The organism is Eubacterium pyruvativorans (assembly GCF_900102225.1).
In the GTDB taxonomy this organism is placed as follows: Bacteria; Bacillota; Clostridia; order Peptostreptococcales; family Anaerovoracaceae; genus Aminicella; species Aminicella pyruvativorans.
Window position 1 is genome coordinate 1 of record NZ_FNBF01000012.1, and the last position, 18,065, is coordinate 18,065.

General features: G+C 57.0%; 17 protein-coding genes. 14 read left to right on the plus strand and 3 right to left on the minus strand.

Features of this window, described 5'->3' with window-relative positions; all coding sequences use genetic code 11:
* Together BLQ24_RS05515 and BLQ24_RS05520 are read right to left on the minus strand one after the other, a co-directional pair.
* Positions 1-304 (minus strand): transposase (locus BLQ24_RS05515; protein WP_143004259.1); only part of this gene is annotated, 304 nt, incomplete at its 3' end.
* Positions 305-385: 81 nt separating this feature from the next.
* Positions 386-1,957 (minus strand): S1C family serine protease, encoded by a 1,572-nt coding sequence (locus BLQ24_RS05520; protein ID WP_090163513.1) that lies wholly within the window; start codon positions 1,955-1,957, stop codon positions 386-388.
* A 172-nt stretch (positions 1,958-2,129) separates the two neighbouring features.
* On the opposite strand from BLQ24_RS05520, the gene BLQ24_RS05525 reads away from it, so the two are divergent.
* Both BLQ24_RS05525 and BLQ24_RS05530 read left to right on the plus strand, forming a co-directional pair.
* A complete protein-coding gene (locus BLQ24_RS05525; protein ID WP_176755866.1) occupies positions 2,130-2,573 on the plus strand; it encodes a YwiB family protein in 444 nt (147 codons plus the stop codon).
* A 16-nt stretch (positions 2,574-2,589) separates the two neighbouring features.
* Positions 2,590-4,182, plus strand: coding sequence for a ClC family H(+)/Cl(-) exchange transporter (locus tag BLQ24_RS05530; protein ID WP_090163516.1), 1,593 nt, complete (start codon positions 2,590-2,592; stop codon positions 4,180-4,182).
* 91 nt (positions 4,183-4,273) lie between these two features.
* Here the strand turns inward: BLQ24_RS05530 and BLQ24_RS05535 are convergent, their stop codons facing one another.
* Positions 4,274-4,531, minus strand: coding sequence for a helix-turn-helix transcriptional regulator (locus tag BLQ24_RS05535; RefSeq protein ID WP_163427833.1), 258 nt, complete (start codon positions 4,529-4,531; stop codon positions 4,274-4,276).
* A gap of 236 nt (positions 4,532-4,767) precedes the next feature.
* Between BLQ24_RS05535 and BLQ24_RS05540 the strand changes: the two genes are divergently transcribed.
* From BLQ24_RS05540 to BLQ24_RS05595, 12 genes are all read left to right on the plus strand, one after another.
* Positions 4,768-5,205, plus strand: a complete 438-nt coding sequence (locus BLQ24_RS05540; protein WP_090163520.1) for a helix-turn-helix transcriptional regulator — start codon at positions 4,768-4,770, stop codon at positions 5,203-5,205.
* A gap of 316 nt (positions 5,206-5,521) precedes the next feature.
* Entirely contained in the window at positions 5,522-7,216 is a 1,695-nt protein-coding gene (gene rho / locus BLQ24_RS05545; protein WP_090163521.1) for a transcription termination factor Rho, read from the plus strand.
* Between the two features lie 12 nt (positions 7,217-7,228).
* Positions 7,229-8,260, plus strand: coding sequence for a DUF1385 domain-containing protein (locus tag BLQ24_RS05550; RefSeq protein ID WP_090163523.1), 1,032 nt, complete (start codon positions 7,229-7,231; stop codon positions 8,258-8,260).
* Between the two features lie 66 nt (positions 8,261-8,326).
* On the plus strand, positions 8,327-9,226 hold the full coding sequence (gene prmC / locus BLQ24_RS05555; RefSeq protein WP_090163525.1) for a peptide chain release factor N(5)-glutamine methyltransferase: 900 nt from the start codon (positions 8,327-8,329) through the stop codon (positions 9,224-9,226).
* A gap of 187 nt (positions 9,227-9,413) precedes the next feature.
* Positions 9,414-9,614 carry a 50S ribosomal protein L31 gene (rpmE, locus tag BLQ24_RS05560; protein WP_090163527.1) on the plus strand — a complete coding sequence of 67 codons (201 nt, stop codon included), beginning with the start codon at positions 9,414-9,416 and terminating at the stop codon, positions 9,612-9,614.
* 481 nt (positions 9,615-10,095) lie between these two features.
* Positions 10,096-11,160, plus strand: coding sequence for a peptide chain release factor 1 (gene prfA, locus BLQ24_RS05565; protein ID WP_090163529.1), 1,065 nt, complete (start codon positions 10,096-10,098; stop codon positions 11,158-11,160).
* A 25-nt stretch (positions 11,161-11,185) separates the two neighbouring features.
* The gene (locus BLQ24_RS05570; RefSeq protein WP_090163531.1) at positions 11,186-12,196 is read left to right on the plus strand and encodes an L-threonylcarbamoyladenylate synthase; all 1,011 of its coding nucleotides are present in this window, start codon (positions 11,186-11,188) and stop codon (positions 12,194-12,196) included.
* Positions 12,197-12,276: 80 nt separating this feature from the next.
* Positions 12,277-12,723: a ribose 5-phosphate isomerase B gene (gene rpiB / locus BLQ24_RS05575; protein WP_090163533.1), complete on the plus strand. Its 447-nt coding sequence runs from the start codon at positions 12,277-12,279 to the stop codon at positions 12,721-12,723.
* 35 nt (positions 12,724-12,758) lie between these two features.
* Positions 12,759-13,397, plus strand: coding sequence for a uracil phosphoribosyltransferase (gene upp / locus BLQ24_RS05580; RefSeq protein WP_090163535.1), 639 nt, complete (start codon positions 12,759-12,761; stop codon positions 13,395-13,397).
* A gap of 54 nt (positions 13,398-13,451) precedes the next feature.
* Positions 13,452-14,783 (plus strand): tyrosine--tRNA ligase, encoded by a 1,332-nt coding sequence (tyrS, locus tag BLQ24_RS05585; protein WP_090163537.1) that lies wholly within the window; start codon positions 13,452-13,454, stop codon positions 14,781-14,783.
* Between the two features lie 198 nt (positions 14,784-14,981).
* On the plus strand, positions 14,982-15,530 hold the full coding sequence (locus tag BLQ24_RS05590; protein WP_090163538.1) for a TetR/AcrR family transcriptional regulator: 549 nt from the start codon (positions 14,982-14,984) through the stop codon (positions 15,528-15,530).
* Between the two features lie 33 nt (positions 15,531-15,563).
* The gene (locus BLQ24_RS05595) at positions 15,564-17,936 is read left to right on the plus strand and encodes an HAD-IC family P-type ATPase (protein ID WP_090163540.1); all 2,373 of its coding nucleotides are present in this window, start codon (positions 15,564-15,566) and stop codon (positions 17,934-17,936) included.
* Positions 17,937-18,065: the final 129 nt, after the last annotated feature.

Consider the following 18,065-nt stretch of genomic DNA (forward strand, 5'->3'; position numbering starts at 1 on the left):
AAACTGTACTTAATGAGCCTTCGCCATTCAGATAGCTACAAACTGCTTCTAATCGCAATTCATTGGAGTAGACGTGATTCCTACCAGTATCCAGAAAGGCAAGTTCTCCATGCTCTCGGTATCTGTGCACCCACTCTCGAACGACAGATTCATTTACCCCCAACTGCCTAGCCGCTTCACTCTGACTGATTCTGTTTTCACAGCATCGCCTTGCATATTCGATTTTGGTCTCATTAGATATCTTCCTATTTTTTCTACCCATTTTAAAACTCCCTTCATGATTAACAGCGATTTTGTTTTTCACTGTCTCTCATAAAGGGAGCATATCAATAGGCCCGCGGGTTTTTTCATATCAAGGATTCAGTTACTTCTGTGTATTGCAGGATCAGTAGAGACGGGTGGTGATGGTTTTCGTCGTCCCCTTCCGGGAGATGAGCAGTTTCACTTTGTCACCGGCGTGATGCTTCTTCAGCAGCGCCGCCAGGCTGTCATAGTCTGAGATTTCCTTTCCGTCCATGGAGATGATCCGGTCCCCGCTCCGAAGGCCTGCTTTGTAAGCGCTGCGGTTGGAGACGCCGGAGATGTACAGGCCGCCGGTGTCGAGACCGTACTGTTTCGCCTCGCTGTCGGACAGCTGGACGACGGTGACGCCGATCTTCGGTGTACTGGAATCGGTGGACTTCGAGGAAGTTGTGCTGCCGTTCTTGATCAGGTTCTTTGCGATCTTCGCCACCTTGTCAATCGGATTGGCGAATCCCAGGCCCTCTACGTCGGAACCGGTGGACTTCGCCTCCACAATGCCGATCAGGTTGCCGGATGCATCGAAGAGACCGCCGCCGGAGTTGCCCGGATTGATCGAAGCGTCTGTCTGGATCAGTTCCATGGTCTTTCCGTCGATGTTCAGGCTCCGCTTCGCTGCGCTGACGATGCCGACGGTGGCTGTGCCGCCCAGCTCTCCAAGCGGATTGCCGATCGCCACGACGTTGTCGCCGACTTCCAGCTTGTCACTGTCGCCGTAGGTAGCGGCTTTCAGATTCTTCGCTTTCACCTTGATGACTGCGATGTCGTTGTCTGCGTCTTCGCCCACAACCTCTGCGCTGTAGGTCTTTCCGCTGTGCAGCTTGACAGTGATCTTTCTGGCACCGTCAATGACATGCTGGCAGGTGACGATGTATCCGTCAGACTGGATGATCACGCCGCTGCCTGCGCCCTTTGTCACATAGTTCTGTGCCCAGATGTCGGTGGCGACGGATTCTGTAGTGATGGACACAACGGAATCCTGGGCTTTCTTGATGATACTCTTGTAGTCCAGTTTCTGGTTGGATTTCGTCAGGGTATAGTTGGTGGCGCTGCTGTTGCCTGCGCTCAGGTAATGGTCATAGGCAGCCATGGCGCCGAAGGTCAGTGCCGAGGTGATGATCATACAAAGGATCAGGATCAGCACGAACGCTTTCTTCGACAGGTTAATCACTGCGGATCCGCCTCGTCCCGGCGGCGTGGGCGTCCCATAGTATCCGCCGATGCCCGGATCCCGGTCAGGCCGGCTGTCTGTGTCATACTGCCCGGCGCTGTAACCGCTCTGTTCACCGTAGCCGTGCTGCCCGGCGCTGTAACTGTACTGCCCGGCGTCTCCGGAACTTCTGTCCTGTCCTCCGAAGCTGTAATGCCCCCGGTTGTTTCGGTTATAATCTGCACTGGTGTACTGCCGCTCTTCCCGGCCGCTGCTATGCCCTTCGGAATATGTGTTTCCCGTCATACCGCCGGGATAATCCGCCGGTGCAGGATCCCGCATGACGAAGTTGCTGCCGGATGTACCGGCCGGCTGCTCCCCTGCCTGGAATTCATCTGCCCGGCTTCCTTCTGCCCTGTATTCTCCTGCCCGGTCTTCAGACGGTATATCTTCGCGGGGCAGTCCTTCGATTCGATTCTCTCTGTCGTTTCTGTCATTCATATCCATTTCGCTTCAAGCCTCCTTCGCTGTAGCCTCGCAGTTGTTCCCGCTTCTCTGTTCTCGATTATAGGAATTGAATATGTAAATACTGTGTTAATAACGTCAAGGTTATGATAAAATAATTTTTACGTAATTTTTAGCTTTTGGAAACGAAATGGATCGTCATATGAAGGATATCATGTTGAAAATCACAGGGATGCAGTTCATCGGCACCGAGTCGGAGGACAGGATGGAATTCACGACGGACGGAAAACTCTATGAAAAAAACGGGGATATCTATCTGGTTTACTATGAAAGTGAACTATCCGGATTCCCGGGCTGTATGACGACGCTTCGCCTGGGCGGAGACAGTGTGAGAATGAAGAGAATCGGGAAACAGGCCCTGGGTGCCGAGATGCATTTCGAACCGGGAAAACGGATGACTTCGAAATATGAAACGCCTTACGGAGTCTTCGACATGGAACTGCTGACGAACCGGGTGGAAAACCGGATGCAGGAGGAAGGGGTTGTGACGGTAGATTATCACATCGCCCTGGATGGTCTGGTGGAGGGCCGGAATACGCTGGAAATCCGGGTGGAACCGGCGGCAGAAGGTGAAGAAGGCTGGGCGGAGCGGAAATGAATGAAACGGAGCGGTTATGATCGGTGAAACAGACAGGACAATTCGGCGCACGAGAGATTTCCGGCTGTGGATTGTGGTGGAAGGCGCACTGGTGGGGATTCCCGCCGGATTCGTTGTGTCCCTCCTCAGGCTGGGGATGGGAAGGCTGGAAAAACGCAGAGAAGCTTTCATCGGAAACGGCGCATGGACGCCGGAGAAATTCACAGTCTGGACGATGATCGTCCTGGCTGCATTTTTTCTGGTGTGTCTGATTGTGTGGATTCAGCCGGCAGCCGGTGCTTCCGGCATTCCGCAGCTGAAGGCGGAGCTGCAGGGAAAGATGGAGGAACCGTGGCCGACCACGCTGGCGGGCCGGCTGGTGGGAACCATGACGGCCATCGGAACCGGGCTGTCCATGGGAAACGAGGGACCCAGCGTTCAGTTGGGCGCCATGTGCGGGAAGATGATTTCCCGGATGATGCAGCGCATGGGGACAGAGGAGAAACTGCTCATGACCTGCGGCGCCGGGGCGGGTCTGGCCAGCGCATTCAGTGCCCCCTTCGCCGGAACCATGTTTGCGCTGGAAGATCTGCACAGTAACCTTTCGAAGGAGATCCTGGCCTCCACCATGGCGGCCTCCATCACGGCTTCCCTGGTGACGGTTAACATCTTCGGCCTCCGTCCGGTGGTCTCGCTGAATGTACAAAGCGCCGTGCCGGTGCATTACTACTGGTTTCTGCTGCCTCTGGGGGCCCTCACCGGCGCAGCCGGGGTTGGATTCAACCGGGTCACGGATTTTCTGCAGACGCAGTACGGGAGGATTCACAATAAATATCTTCGGATGCTGATCCCGTTTCTGCTGCTGCTGCCGGTGGCGGTCTTCGTCCCTGACATCATGGGGGCCGGATACCATTCCATCGAGTCGATTGCGGCGGGCGGCATGGCCTTCCGGGTTTTGATCGTGTTCGCTCTGCTGAAATTCTGCTTTGCCCTCAGCTGTACCACTTCCGGAACGCCCGGCGGGATTTTTTTGCCCATCCTCGTCATGGGTGCGGCATTCGGCGGGGGATACTACGCCCTCGTGGACGGGTGGATCCCCGGGGATCAGCCGTACCTGGCGAACTTCGTGCTGTGCGGCATGGTCGGATACTTCGCAGCCTCGATCCGGGCGCCGCTCACCGGCGTTATTCTGATCACGGAGATGACCGGGAATTTTCAGAATTTCCTCTCCCTCAGCGTGGTGGCACTGCTGGCGGTGTTCACGGCCCAGATGCTGAAGGGGGTGCCGATTTACGAGCAGCTGCTGAACCGGCTGCTGGTCAGCCAGGGAGAGACGCCGAAGCAGTATCGCCGGCGGAAGGTGCTGACGGAAACCGACGTGCACATGGGAAGTTACATGGACGGCACCGACATCGCCCACATGGAACTGCCCCGGGGCTGTCTGGTGGTTTCCGTGCTGCATAACGGCATCGAGGCGGTGCCGGACGGCAGCACCCGGGTCTATGCCGGAGACAAGATGTCCCTCATCTGTAATGAAGCGGATCTGCTGGAGGTGAATGAGACCCTGGAGCGTCTCTGCCGGACCTATGAGGGTGCCGGGCCGAAGGCGCCCGGTGAGGACAAAAAGTGATCAGATGCCGTTCCGGCGGGCGGCACAGAAGAAAATAAGCAGTTGACCGTTCTGCCTTCCGGGCATCGGGACGGTCAACTGCTTTTTTCTGTCAGCGGGGGCCGCAGCAGCTGCAGTGGGGAAGCGACCGGCAGGCCAGCTGGCTGACAGAAATGTCATAATAACGGCACAGGTCCAGTGCCTGGTGCAGTGTCAGTTCCGTCCTGCCCCGCTCCATCAGGGAGTAGGTGGAGCGGCTGACGTCCAGACGGGAGGCAACTTCTGACTGCGTCAGGTCATGGTGCACCCGCAGATAACGGAGATTTCTGGAGATCAGGGCGCAGAGATCGGATTCGTAGGGTCCTGTCATGTCAATGTCCTTTCTTTTTTCAATCATGAGGATCGGTGGGTGTTATTAATAAATTATCGTGATTTAATTATAATCCAAGCCATGGAAATTATTCCATTAATTGTAAGTATGAACAAAAAATTCATACTTGTAGGTTAATGAATATACCTGCAGGTGTGTTCACGGGGGCAGAAAAGTGCCATAAACTGAAGTTGTATGCTGCAGAATGAGGAGAGAACAACGGCAGGAGGCACCCCATGGCGGACCGGGACCGAAAACTGAATAAGGATTCTGTCCGCATCGGAACATGCATCCGGATTGCCCGGGAGCGCCTGGGGCTGAGCCAGGACGAGCTGGCCTCCATGGTGGGAGTGGGAACGAATTCCCTGTCCAAGGTGGAGACCGGGAAAAACAATTTTTCCTTTGACCATTTTCTCCGGCTGGTACGGGCGCTGGACGCAGAGCCGGGAGATCTGATATTCGGTACCCCGCTCCGGATGGAAAACGGGGAGGAGCAGATTATCCGGGAGAGCCGGATTGAATATGACGGGAAGAGCAGGGAAGAGGTGCAGAAGCTCCGGGCGCTGCTTCGAAGCGAGATCAACCGGATGACGGAGGAGGAACTCCGGATTCTTCTCGATGTGTCCCAGGCGATGCGAAAGCGGAGCGGTGCGCCTGTGGGAGTGAAGGAATAACAGGAGAATACAGATAATGAGCGGTGGGGGAGAGCTCCGCCGTTTTTCTTTGTCCTTCCGGCAGCGCAGGAACCATGCGCCCTCCCTTGAACAACCTTTCCGGATGGTATAGAATAGTACCAGTCTGAAGAGCTGCCCGGGGCATCCACACGGAGCGGGGCAGTTTCGTATCTGTAATCATTCTGAATCCAGTCTGAAGAACGGACCCCTGTGTCCCGTCTGCAGGAACCGCCGGCCCAGGAGTGGACCGGTGTTCGATCACGACATTCCGAAGAGTTTTTTCGCATAACCAGTGTATAGAAATGTGAGGTGGCATATGCCGGCAGAGAAGAAGGCCGTTACGGCAGAAAACAGTACAGCAGCGGAGGCGGCAGAGAAGAAGCCGACGAGGCGGCGCACGTCCCGGAGGACTGCGGAGCATTCGGAAGCGGGTGAGGCGGAGAAGAAACCGGCACGGCGGCGTTCGTCCCGGACCGCAGCGTCCTCCCGGAAGGAATCCAGACGAACATCGCCCGGCCATACCGCTGCTTCCCGCACATCTACCACCCGCACTTCCGTCCGGAAGAAAACGGTCCGTCATTCCGAGGCTCCAGGCAGCGCAGTGGAACCCGCCTTTCAGGTGCCGGAGAACGGGGATGCCGGGTTCGACAGTGAATTTGCGGCATCTTTCGCCCGGGAAGACCATCCGGAAACGGATATGCAGCCGGAAATGGCTGCGCCGGAAGGAATCGATGGGACGGCCGGAAACCATGATGCGGCCGAAGACCATGAAACGGCCGAGGATCATGAAACGACCGGGCATGGTGAAACGGCCGGGGACCACGAGATGACCGGGAACGATGACGGCGCAGTCCGGGAGCACACGCCCCGGGAACGGCACTACAGCCCGGAGGAGCGGCCGGAGGTCACCGGGATTCTGGACATTGCGGACGGCGGCTTCGGGTTCCTCCGGTTCGACAATTTCCTGACCAGTGACAAGGATGTGTATGTCTCCCCGACCCAGATCCGCCGGTTCAACCTGAAGAAAGGGGACGAAATCAAGGGGATTTCCAGGAAGCCCCGGGTCGGGGAACGGTTCGGCGCACTGCTGTATGTGGAGACGGTCAACGGCGACGATCCGGGAACGGCGATCCGCCGGCCCCAGTTCGAGGACCTGACGCCGATCTTCCCGAAGGAGCGCATCACGCTGGAAAATGGCTCCTTCAATCTGAGTTCCCGCCTGATCGACCTGATTGCGCCGATCGGAAAGGGACAGCGGGGCATGATCGTGGCGCCGCCGAAGGCCGGAAAGACCACACTTCTGAAGAACATCGCAGCCGGCATCGAGGAGAATTATCCGGATGTTCACCTCATCGTTCTGCTGGTGGATGAACGGCCGGAGGAAGTCACCGACATGAAGAGGACCCTTCGCACGGGAGAGGTCATCTATTCTACCTTCGACGAACTGCCGCAGCATCATGTGAAGGTGGCAGAGATGGTTCTGGCCCGGGCGAAACGTCTGGCGGAGCACCGGAAGGATGTGGTGATTCTGCTGGATTCCCTGACCCGGCTGACCCGGGCGTACAACCTGGTGGTGCCGGCTTCCGGCAGAACCCTGTCCGGCGGCATCGATCCGGGCGCCTTCTACGGACCGAAACGGCTCTTCGGCGCAGCCCGGAACATCGAGGAAGGGGGCAGCGTCACCATTCTGGCCACGGCTCTGGTGGACACCGGAAGCCGGATGGACGATGTGATTTTCGAGGAGTTCAAGGGCACCGGCAATATGGAGCTGCATCTGGACCGGAAGCTGTCGGAGAAACGGATCTTCCCGGCGATCGATATCTACAAGTCCGGCACCCGGCGGGAAGAACTGCTGCTGTCCCAGTCGGAACTGGAGGCGGTATGGCTGATCCGGCGGGCCATGGCGAACCGGCCGACCCAGGAGGTCACCGAAGACATTATTGACAACCTGGCCCATACGAGAAGCAACCGGGATTTTGTGGAGATTATCAAGAAGATTTTCAACGACTAAGGAGTTTTTTGAATGGATCTGAGCAGGATTTTTCTGAAAGATGCCTGCCCCACCTCGATCGGGGGACAGGCGGTACTGGAAGGAGTGATGATGCGGGGGACAGACCGCACTGCGGTGACGCTGCGCCTCCCGGACGGCCGCATGTACCTGAAGACGATGAAGAACCGGGCTGCCGGAAGGTGGGCGAGACTCCCGCTGATCCGGGGTGTCGTGTCCTTCCTGTCTTCTCTGGTCACCGGCACCCGCATCATCACCTTCTCGGCGGATGCTCTGGATTACTTCTCCGGGGAAACAGCGGAGGAACCGGGAAAGCTGGAGCAGAAACTGACAGAGCGCTTCGGTGAGAAAAAAATCTGGAACGCCATGATCGCAGTTTCCGTCATCCTGGCCCTGGTCTTCTCCATCGCCGTGTTCATCCTGATGCCCACTGCGGCCATGGACCTGCTGGGGCGGTTCGTGCACAGCACCGTCCTGCTGAACCTGGCGGAAGGGATCTTCCGGATCATTCTGTTCATATTATATATCCTCCTGATCTCGAAGATGGAGGACATCCACCGGGTATTCATGTACCACGGAGCGGAACACAAGTCTATCCACACCTTCGAAAACGGACTGGATCTGATCCCGGAGAACGCCCGGGGGTTCTATACGCTCCATCCGCGCTGCGGCACCAGCTTCCTGATGTTCGTCATGGTCATCAGTCTGGTTCTGTTCTCCCTGCTGGGATGGCCGTCCCTGGTGGAACGGATCCTGTCCCGGCTGCTGCTGATCCCGGTGGTGGCGGCGCTGTCCTATGAGGTGCTGCGCTGGGCGGGGCGCTCCGACGGGGCTCTGGTGAAACTGCTGAGTCTGCCGGGGCTCTACCTGCAGAAACTCACCACGGCGGAGCCTACGGATGATATGGTGGAGGTGGCCATGACGTCTCTGAAGGCGGTGCTGGTGTCGGCGGAGGAGCCCTGCGTGGAGGGCATCTGTGATGCCGACGCCCGTATTATAGAAGAAGTGAAGATTGACCGGACCAGCGAACGTGCCATGGATGCGTGATACGGTTTCGGTGAGGACAAAGTATAACAGGGCGAACGTTCGCCCGGAAGGGTTGGCTTTTTTTCAATGAGTATGCGAGTAAAGGAGCTTCTCGCCCTGGGTGAGAAGCAGCTTCGGGAATGCGGAATTGACGATGCGGAGACGGACAGCAAGCTGCTGTACTGTTTTCTGCGGAATATTCCCCGCTCCCGCCTGATCCTGGAGTACCAGATCGTCTTGCAGGACCAGCATTGTGAACACTATTTCCGGCTGCTGGATGAGCGGTGCGCCGGACGGCCGCTGCAGTACATTGTGGGGACCCAGGATTTCATGGGCCTGACCTTCAAGGTGAATGAAAGCGTTCTGATTCCCCGGATGGACACGGAGATTCTGGTGGAGAACGCATTGTCCGTCATTGATGAAAATAAACTGAACGGAAACGATCTGACTTTGTCCCCCCGGAAAAGCTGGGATGTGCTGGACCTGTGCACCGGCAGCGGCGCCATTGCCGTGTCCGTCGCAAAGCTGGCGAAGACGCCGGTGAAAGTCTGTGCTTCCGACATCAGTGAAGAGGCGCTCTCTGTGGCGAGGACCAATGGGGAGCGGAACCGGGTGCAGGTGGAATTCCAGCAGGGAGATCTGCTGGACCCGTGGCAGGGACGGTTCCGGAAGCGGAAGTTCGACATGATCATTTCCAATCCGCCTTACGTGCGCACGGCGGAGATCGGCCGTCTCCAGCGGGAAATCCGGGAGCATGAGCCGGTTCTGGCGCTGGACGGCGGCGGGGACGGCCTGGATCTGTACCGGAGAATTGCCGTGAAAGCGCCGGAGTTCCTGAAGAAGCAGGGCGTCCTTATGATGGAGATCGGCTGGGATCAGCGGGAGGACGTGACCCGGCTTCTGGAGTCCGCCGGGAAGTTCGAGCAGATCACCTGTGTGAAGGATCTCGCCCGGCTGGACCGGGTGATCTTCGCCGTTCTCCGTTAGCCGGACTGCGCCGGGAAGGCTGCCGAAGGCATAGAAAACCGGATGCAGATTGCGCCGGAACCGGCCGTCGGAAGCCGCAGAAAACCATTGACGACGGCAGATTTAAATGGTAAACTGACAAGGCTGCAGTAAATGCGGAGACAGTATAACGTTGGGGCATCTGCCTCAGAAGAAAGAAGGTAACAGCATGAAGGAAGGAATCCATCCTAAGTACGTGGAATGTAAAGTAACTTGCGCATGCGGAAATACGTTTATGACTCGGTCTACGAAGAATGAAATGAGACTTGATGTCTGCTCAGCGTGCCATCCGTTCTTTACAGGTCAGCAGAAGTTCATCAACCGTGGTGGACGTGTTGAGAAGTTCAAGAAGAAGTACAATCTGGACTAATAACCACGAATCCGATCAGGGGAGTGCCGGAAGGCGCTCCTCTTTTTTGTGATAGAAAAGGGGCCGGCGCAAGCAGATATATGCACTGCTCTTTTCGTCTTGCGCAGTGCACTGAATATCGAAAAGATGAGTGAAAAGGATTGAAAGATCTGAAAAGCATATCATATTGTTTAAGAGAATACTTAAATACTGAAAAACATGGCCCGCAATATGGCGCGTTTTCGAAGCCCGTCAGTCAGGCTGCCTGCTGCTTTTAGGAAGATGCTAAGAGCCGTGCGAATGCACTGGCTTCCACCCTGGAGTTAAATAGTGTGCTGCTTCAGAAACGGCCGGGGAACGTATCCGCAGGTGAGCGGCAGCGGCCGGCGGCCGGTTAGAAACCCAGCGGCTGTGGTATAAACCTGTGCGATAAACGTTGAAGGCACAGGCCTTTTTTGGTACAATTAATTAGTTAAAATGCCTGAATGGAGGAATCAACCATATGTTTGAGAAGCTGGACGCAGTCGTCGATCATTACGACGAACTGACCAGACAGGTAGCGGATCCGGAAATCATTGCGAATCAGTCTGTCTGGCAGAAATATATGCAGGAAATGGGCGAGATCGGCCCGGTGGTGGAGAAGTACAGAGAGTACCGGAAGGCGGAAGAAGAGCTGTCCTTCGCCAAGGAGATGCTGGAGAACGAAGATGACGAAGAGCTCCGGGAAATGGCCAAGGCGGAAGTGTCGGACCAGACGAAGAATCTGGAGGTTCTGGAAGAGGAACTGAAGATCCTGCTGATTCCGAAGGACCCGAACGACGAGAAGAACGTCATCGTGGAAATTCGTGCCGGCGCCGGCGGTGAGGAAGCGGCGCTGTTCGCAGCGGATCTTCTCAGAATGTACACCCGTTATGCGGAGCGTCACGGATACAAGACCGAGATGCTCAGCTACAGTGACACCGGTCTGGGCGGCGTGAAGGAAGCCGACATGATGATCAAGGGGAAGGGAGCTTATTCCCGCCTGAAGTTCGAGAGCGGCGTACACCGGGTGCAGCGTGTTCCGGTTACGGAGAGTTCCGGCCGGATCCAGACTTCCACAGCTACCGTGGCGGTGCTGCCGGAGGTGGATGACGTGGAAGTGCACATTGATCCGAATGATGTCCGGGTGGATGTGTTCCGTGCCACCGGAAACGGCGGCCAGTGCGTCAACACGACAGACTCGGCGGTCCGTATGACCCACATCCCGACCGGCATCGTGGTTTCCTGCCAGGACGAGAAGTCCCAGATCAAGAACCGGGAGAAGGCCATGAAGGTTCTGAAGGCTCGTGTCTATGACATGATGCTGCAGGAGCAGAATGCGAAGATTGCGGCGGACCGGAGAGAACAGGTGGGAACCGGGGACCGGAGTGAACGGATCCGTACCTATAACTTCCCGCAGGGAAGAGTGTCCGAACACAGAATCGGCCTGACGCTGTATAAGCTGGATCAGATTCTGGACGGAGATCTGGATGAAATCATCGATGCGCTGATCACGGATGATCAGGCGAAGAAGATGAATAACATCTGATAGATTATTTTTTGGAGATGATAGAATGAAAACACTTCATCTGAAGGAAACGGACGAGGATTTCGACCGCGGAGCGGAGATTATCCGGGACGGCGGTCTGGTGGCGTTTCCCACAGAGACGGTATACGGTCTGGGGGCCGATGCGCTGAATCCGGATGCCGTGTTGAAAATTTACAAGGTGAAGGGACGGCCGGCGGATAACCCGAGTATCGTTCACATTGCGGATTACGAGGATATCCGGGAGCTGGCGGCAGAGGTCACGGAGGACATGGAGATCCTGATGAAGACTTTCTGGCCGGGACCGATGACCATGATTGTTCCGGCGAAGGAGATCATCCCGAAGGTGACCACCGGAGGCCTGGACACCGTGGGAATCCGGATGCCCCGGGGGGCTTCCTGCCGGGAACTGGTTCGCCGCTCCGGGTGCCCGATCGCGGCGCCCAGTGCGAATATCTCCGGAAAGCCCAGCCCGACAGAGGCGCAGCATGTCATAGATGACTTCGAAGGGAAGATCGAGGCGGTCATTGACGGCGGTCCCTGCCAGGTGGGAATTGAATCCACGGTTATCGATATGACGGGATCGATTCCGATGATTCTCCGGCCGGGCATTCTCACCCGGGCGGATTTCGAGCGGGCGCTGGGGAAGCGGATTCTGCTGGATCCGACCCTGAACCGGAAACCGGATCCGGAGAAGGCGGAGCATTTTCGGCCGAAAGCGCCGGGACAGAAGTACAGGCACTATGCGCCGAAGGCGCCGATGATCATCTTCGAGGGAAAGGACCCGGAGCAGGTCCGGGGGGCCATGGATGCGGAACGTCTGGAACGGGAGCAGCTGGGACAGAATGTCTGCGTCATCGATTATGAACCGGGTGAGGAACGGAAAGCTGCGAAACACTTCTTTGCCCGCCTCCGGGAGGCGGACCGGGAAGGTGTGGATGTCATTCTGGCGGCGGCGCTGCCGGAGAACGGCGTCGGCTTCTCCGTCATGAACCGGATGCTGAAATCGGCCGGGTTCAATATCCGGAAGGTGGATTAGAACGGATATCACGTCGATTTTTGTCGCCGCGGAAGGGGAAAGCCGCCGGGACGGCATCAGATAGATTGCAGGAGGGATGTATGAAAATCGTAGTAGCAAGTGACCACGGCGGTTATGCACTGAAGTTGAAGGTCGCCGCTCATCTGAAGGAGCGGGGCATCGAGGTGGAGGATCTGGGCACCCACAGTGAGGAGTCAGTGGATTATCCGGTTTACGGAAAGGCCTGCGGTGAGGCCGTCGTTTCCGGCCGGGGGGATCTGGGAATGGTCTTCTGCGGCACGGGCATCGGGATTTCCATTGCGGCGAACAAGGTGCACGGAGTCCGCTGTGCGCTGGTGACCTCTGTGGAGACGGCGCATCTGGCGAAGGAACATAACAACGCAAATGTGCTGGCCATGGGCGGCCGGACCACGGATCCGGAGCTGGCGGTCCGCATGACGGATGAATGGCTGGACACCGTTTTTGCGGGAGAAACAGAGAGTGGTCAGCGTCACGCGCGCAGGGTCGCGATGCTGAACGAGATGTAGAACCGGACAGAGGCAATCACAGGAGAGGGACTATTATGGAAAGAGAAGGAAAGGTTTACGTATTCGATCATCCGCTGATTCAGCACAAGGTTTCGCTGATGAGAATGAAGGAAACGAGTGTGAAGGAATTCCGTGAGCTGGCCCAGGAAGTGGCGATGCTGATGGGATTCGAGGCGACGAGAAATCTTCCGCTGAAGGATGTGGAAATCGAGACGCCGATTACGAAAACGACCACGAAGATGCTGGAAGGGGAGGACATCGCCATCGTTCCGATCCTCCGGGCCGGACTGGGATTCGTGGACGGCATGCTGGCGCTGGTGCCGAATGCGAAGGTGGGACACATCGGTCTGTACAGAGATCCGGAGACGCACGAACCTCATGAGTATTACTGCAAGCTGCCGAAGGATGTGGAGAAGAGACAGATCTTCGTAGTGGATCCGATGCTGGCCACCGGCGGCAGTGCGGTGGCAGCCATCGACTTCATCAAGCAGCGGGGCGGGAAGAACATCACGTTCATGTGCCTGATTGCTGCACCGGAAGGCATCCGGGCGCTGCATGAGGCCCACCCGGAGATTGATATTTACATCGCTGCGAAGGATGATCATCTGGACGAGAATGCTTACATCGTTCCGGGACTGGGAGATGCCGGGGACAGACTGTACGGAACGAAGTAGACTCCGGCCGTCTGCGGTTTCAGTTATTTCAGGTTAGAGTAGTGAGGTTGCAATATGATTAATATTCCTGACAATATCAGTCAGCACGACAATGTCTTCGACGTGCTGAAGGAGCGCGGATTCGTAGAACAGGTCACGGATGAGGATGCTGTCCGGGATCTGCTCTCCAGGGAGAAGATCCGTTTCTACATCGGTTTCGACCCGACGGCGGACTGTCTGCATGTGGGTCACTTCATGCAGATCATCATTCTGTCTTACATGCTGAAGTACGGTCACACACCGGTGGCGCTGATCGGCGGCGGCACGGGGATGATCGGCGATCCGTCCGGCCGGACCGACATGAGAAAGCTCATGGACACCGAGACCATCGACTATAACTGCGCACAGTTCAAGAAGCTGTTCGACCGTTTCCTGCCGTTCGATGACGAGTGCCAGTATGTGGGCAACGGCGGTGTTTTCGTGCCGGGTCATCTGACGAAGGAACCGGATCCGGGGAAGGCCATCAGCGTCAACAACGGAAAGTGGCTGCGCAACCTGAATTTCGTGGAATTCATGAGAACGATCGGAAAGGACTTCAATGTCAACACCATGCTCCGTTCCGAAGCATTCAAACAGAGAATGGCCAGAGAGAACGGTCTGTCCTTCTTCGAGTTCGGATACATGCTGATGCAGGGCTATGATTTCTATGTTATGGCCAGAGACTTCAACGTGCAGATGGAATTCGGCGGCAACGATCAGTGGTCCAACATCATTGCGGGTATCAACCTGACGAAGAAGGAGATCAACAAGGATGTGTACGGCATGACCTTCTCCCTGCTGACCAACAGCGAAGGAAAGAAGATGGGGAAAACCGGAAAGGGCGCCCTCTGGCTGTCCGCAGACAGAACTTCCCCGTACGAGTTCTACCAGTACTGGCGGAACGTCGGCGATCTGGATGTGAACAAGTGCCTGCGCATGCTGACCTTCCTGCCGATGGATGAAGTGGAGCGGCTCTCTTCCCTGCAGGGTTCCGAGATCAACAAGGCGAAGGAAGTTCTGGCCTACGAGGTCACGAAGATGGTACACGGCGAGGAAGAGGCGGAGAAGGCCCAGGAAGCGGCCCGGTCTGCCTTCGGCGGTGCAGCGGACTCTGACAACATCCCGACGGAGGAAATGAAGCGGAGCGAGTTCGCCGGAGAAGGCAAGGGTCTGGGGACGATCCTGAAGGAACTGGGTCTGGCGTCCAGCAACAGCGATGCCCGCCGCACGATCGAGCAGGGCGGTGTCACCATCGACGGAGAGAAGATTACCGACAAGGATTTCGCCGTCCGGGAGGACATGATCGGCGAAGAGGGGATCCTCATCCGCAAAGGAAAGAAGAAAGTCGTCCGGCTGAAGATGAAATAGGACGGTTCCCCGTTGCGGGGCTCCGGCGGTCCGAAAGGTCCGCCGGGGCCCCGCCGATTTTTTTGCAGGCTTGTGCGAATAATTCGAAATAAGGGGCGCCGGGTGGAAGTTCTTGAAAATGAATATGAATGATGAGATAATTGAACAAAAGTAAAGTAATTGTGAGCGAGTGTATTGATACTGGAAAGGATTGGGACTATGGCCGGCAGAGTCTGGGGAAAGAAGGCACGCAACAGAGAAGTGATCATGGAGGCGGCGAAGGCCCTTTTCGAGCGGGAAGGCATGGAACGGGTGACGTTCAACGATATCGCCGAGGAGGCAGGGATGTCCCGTACCACGATTTTCAATCATTTTCCGACCATCAATGATCTGCTTCTGGCCCTGGCGGAACAGGAATTTCAGAGCATCATGGATTATTACGTCACCACCAGGCTCAGCGGACGGGAACTGATCATGGCCATGTTCAACCGGCTGATTGACGACACCTGCGATTTCCCGGTGCTGACCACCCGTCTCATCAGTACCATTCTGATTGTGGATTCCGAGCGGCAGACGTTCAGTAAATTCCTGGATATGATCGAGGAGAATCTGGATCCGGCCTTCCCGGAGGAAGAACGGGAAGAGATCGCCATTATGCTCACGGGGAACTATTTCGGGCTGATCGGGTATAATTTCTTCCGGCATGAATCTTTCAACCGCAGCAAGATGAAGAAGCATTTCGCCGTTTTGGCATCGAAAATATTTTAGGCCGCATATTTGCAGCACATTTAAGGAGGCAGTATGGCCGGACTGACTACACGGGAGGTGCAGGACCGCGCCGCGCGGGGCCTGACCAATGAGGCCGCCGACACATCGACGAAGAGTGTGTCGGAGATTGTCAGAGGGAATATCCTCACCTATTTTAATCTCATATTTACCGTACTGGCGGCCCTGCTGATTCTGGCAGGGTCGTTCAAGGATTTATCCTTCATGCTGATTGTTCTTGCCAACACGGGGATCGGTATCTGGCAGGAGATCCGTTCGAAGAACACCCTGGATCAGCTGAAGTTCGGCAGCATGCCCCGGGTGTCTGTCTGGCGGGACGGCGTTTTGCGGCAGGTGCCGCCGGATGAGCTGGTGCTGGACGACTGGATTCTGCTCCGGTCGGGAAATCAGATTCCGGCGGATGCGGAAGTGGAAGAAGGGGCCCTGCAGGTCAATGAGTCTCTGCTCACCGGAGAGTCTGACGAGATCGAGAAAGGGCCCGGGGACCCGCTGATGTCCGGCAGTTTCGTGGTGTCCGGAGAGGCGACGGCCCGTCTCACTGCGGTGGGAAAGGACGCATATATCTCCCGGCTGACGAAGGAGGCCACGAAGCAGTCCAAGCATGATTCCCGCTCCCAGATGGTGCGGCTTCTGGACCGGCTGGTTCTGGTCATCGGCATTCTGATCATTCCCATCGGCGGACTTCTGTTCTACCAGCAGATGTTCGTCCGGGGACTGGGATTCCGGGACAGTATCATCGCCATGGTGGCGGCGGTTCTGGGAATGATTCCGGAAGGGCTGTATATGATGGCCAGTATTGCCATGGTGGTGAGCGCCATGCGGCTGGCGAAGCACAAGGTTCTGGTGCAGAATATGCGCTGCATCGAGACCCTGGCCCGGGTGGATGTGCTCTGTGTGGACAAGACCGGGACCATCACGGAAAATGAAATGAAAGTGGCGGGGATGGATCCGCTCCGGCAGGATATCGACCGGGAAGACCTGGAACTTTTTGTCGGCGACCTGGCGGCAGCCATGAGCCGGGACAACATCACCATGGCGGCGCTGCAGGATCACTTCACGGAGCATTCGGGCAGGCGGCCTCAGGCGGTATGTCCGTTCTCCTCCCGGTACAAGTACAGCGGCGTCACCTTCGAGGACGGCAGTTTCGTGCTGGGCGCACCGGAATACGTGCTGGGGAACGCTTACGGGAATCTGGCGGAGCAGGTGGACGAAAAGGGCAGAGACGGATGCCGGGTTCTGGCCTTCGTCTTCACCCGGGAGATTCCCGAGGGACAGCCTCTCTCCCTTCCGGTGACCCCGTTGGCCCTGATCTATCTGGAGAATCCGATCCGGGAGGCGGCGCCGGATACCTTCCGGTTCTTTTCGGAAAACGGCGTGGACGTGAAGGTGATTTCCGGCGATAATCCGGTGACCGTGTCCAATGTGGCGAAGAAAGCGCAGATCGCCGGGGCGGAGGATTATGTGGACGCCCGCACGCTGGAGACGCCGGCGGATGTGGAGAAGGCAGTGAAGCGGTACACGGTATTCGGCCGGGTGACGCCGGACCAGAAGCGGCAGATCGTCCGGGCGCTGAAGAAGCAGGGCCGGACCGTGGGCATGACAGGGGACGGGGTGAACGACATCCTGGCGCTCCGGGATGCGGATACTTCGATCGCCATGGCCTCCGGGTCCGAGGCGGCTTCCAATGCGGCGCAGCTGGTGCTGATGGATTCGGATTTCGGCCGCATGCCCCAGGTGGTGGCGGAAGGCCGCCGGGTGGTGAATAACATCACGAAGACGGCGGTGCTGTATCTGACAAAGAACATTTTCTCTTTCCTGCTGGCCATGTTCTCTGTGGTCAGTGTGCTGCAGTACCCGCTGACGCCGTCCCAGATCACGCTGATCAGCATGTTCACCATCGGTATTCCGGCGTTCGTACTGTCTCTGGAGCCGAACCGGGACCGGATTGAGGGGAATTTCCTGTGGAATGTGTTCAGGACCTCCCTGCCGGCGGGAATCACGGTGTTTGCGGCGGTCAGCGGGCTGGTGGTGTTCGGACAGATCCTTCATATCAGCCAGCCCAGTGTGTCCACAGCGGCCTCCGGGCTGGTGGCACTGGGGGAATTCCTGATTCTGGCCAAGGTGTCCCAGCCAATGAACCGTCTCCATCTCGGTATGATGGTGGTGATGGTGGCCGGGTTCTGGTATATGATCGTGTTCCACTACGACCTGTTCGGCATCAGCGCCATGAACCTGGTGTGTGTGATGCTGATGATTCTGTTCTTGCTGGCCATGGAGGCGGTATTCCGGTATTTCTACCTTTTCACGGACTTCTGCGGCAGTTTCCTGACGAAGCGGGGGCGGGCGGCCCGGCGGGAAGCGAAACGGGCTGCGGAAGAGGAGCAGTAAGGACCGGCGCAAAAACAAAGAATTATCCCTGCGAAGCCGCAGAAATCAGTTGATTTCCCCGGCTTCGTGCTATATAATTATCGAGTGCTTTCAGCAGAAAGTGCATCATACCGCGGGCAGGGTGGGGAA

What these genes read in the sequence shown, in the direction of transcription:
- BLQ24_RS05530 (WP_090163516.1), top strand. Translation starts at nt 2,590, where the DNA reads ATGATCGGTGAAACAGACAGGACAATTCGGCGCACGAGAGATTTCCGG.
- BLQ24_RS05540 (WP_090163520.1), top strand. Translation starts at nt 4,768, where the DNA reads ATGGCGGACCGGGACCGAAAACTGAATAAGGATTCTGTCCGCATCGGA.
- upp (WP_090163535.1), top strand. Translation starts at nt 12,759, where the DNA reads ATGGAAAGAGAAGGAAAGGTTTACGTATTCGATCATCCGCTGATTCAG.
- BLQ24_RS05590 (WP_090163538.1), top strand. Translation starts at nt 14,982, where the DNA reads ATGGCCGGCAGAGTCTGGGGAAAGAAGGCACGCAACAGAGAAGTGATC.
- BLQ24_RS05595 (WP_090163540.1), top strand. Translation starts at nt 15,564, where the DNA reads ATGGCCGGACTGACTACACGGGAGGTGCAGGACCGCGCCGCGCGGGGC.
- prmC (WP_090163525.1), top strand. Translation starts at nt 8,327, where the DNA reads ATGAGTATGCGAGTAAAGGAGCTTCTCGCCCTGGGTGAGAAGCAGCTT.
- BLQ24_RS05525 (WP_176755866.1), top strand. Translation starts at nt 2,130, where the DNA reads ATGTTGAAAATCACAGGGATGCAGTTCATCGGCACCGAGTCGGAGGAC.
- BLQ24_RS05550 (WP_090163523.1), top strand. Translation starts at nt 7,229, where the DNA reads ATGGATCTGAGCAGGATTTTTCTGAAAGATGCCTGCCCCACCTCGATC.
- rho (WP_090163521.1), top strand. Translation starts at nt 5,522, where the DNA reads ATGCCGGCAGAGAAGAAGGCCGTTACGGCAGAAAACAGTACAGCAGCG.
- tyrS (WP_090163537.1), top strand. Translation starts at nt 13,452, where the DNA reads ATGATTAATATTCCTGACAATATCAGTCAGCACGACAATGTCTTCGAC.
- BLQ24_RS05535 (WP_163427833.1), bottom strand. Translation starts at nt 4,531, where the DNA reads ATGACAGGACCCTACGAATCCGATCTCTGCGCCCTGATCTCCAGAAAT.
- BLQ24_RS05520 (WP_090163513.1), bottom strand. Translation starts at nt 1,957, where the DNA reads ATGGATATGAATGACAGAAACGACAGAGAGAATCGAATCGAAGGACTG.
- rpiB (WP_090163533.1), top strand. Translation starts at nt 12,277, where the DNA reads ATGAAAATCGTAGTAGCAAGTGACCACGGCGGTTATGCACTGAAGTTG.
- prfA (WP_090163529.1), top strand. Translation starts at nt 10,096, where the DNA reads ATGTTTGAGAAGCTGGACGCAGTCGTCGATCATTACGACGAACTGACC.
- rpmE (WP_090163527.1), top strand. Translation starts at nt 9,414, where the DNA reads ATGAAGGAAGGAATCCATCCTAAGTACGTGGAATGTAAAGTAACTTGC.
- BLQ24_RS05570 (WP_090163531.1), top strand. Translation starts at nt 11,186, where the DNA reads ATGAAAACACTTCATCTGAAGGAAACGGACGAGGATTTCGACCGCGGA.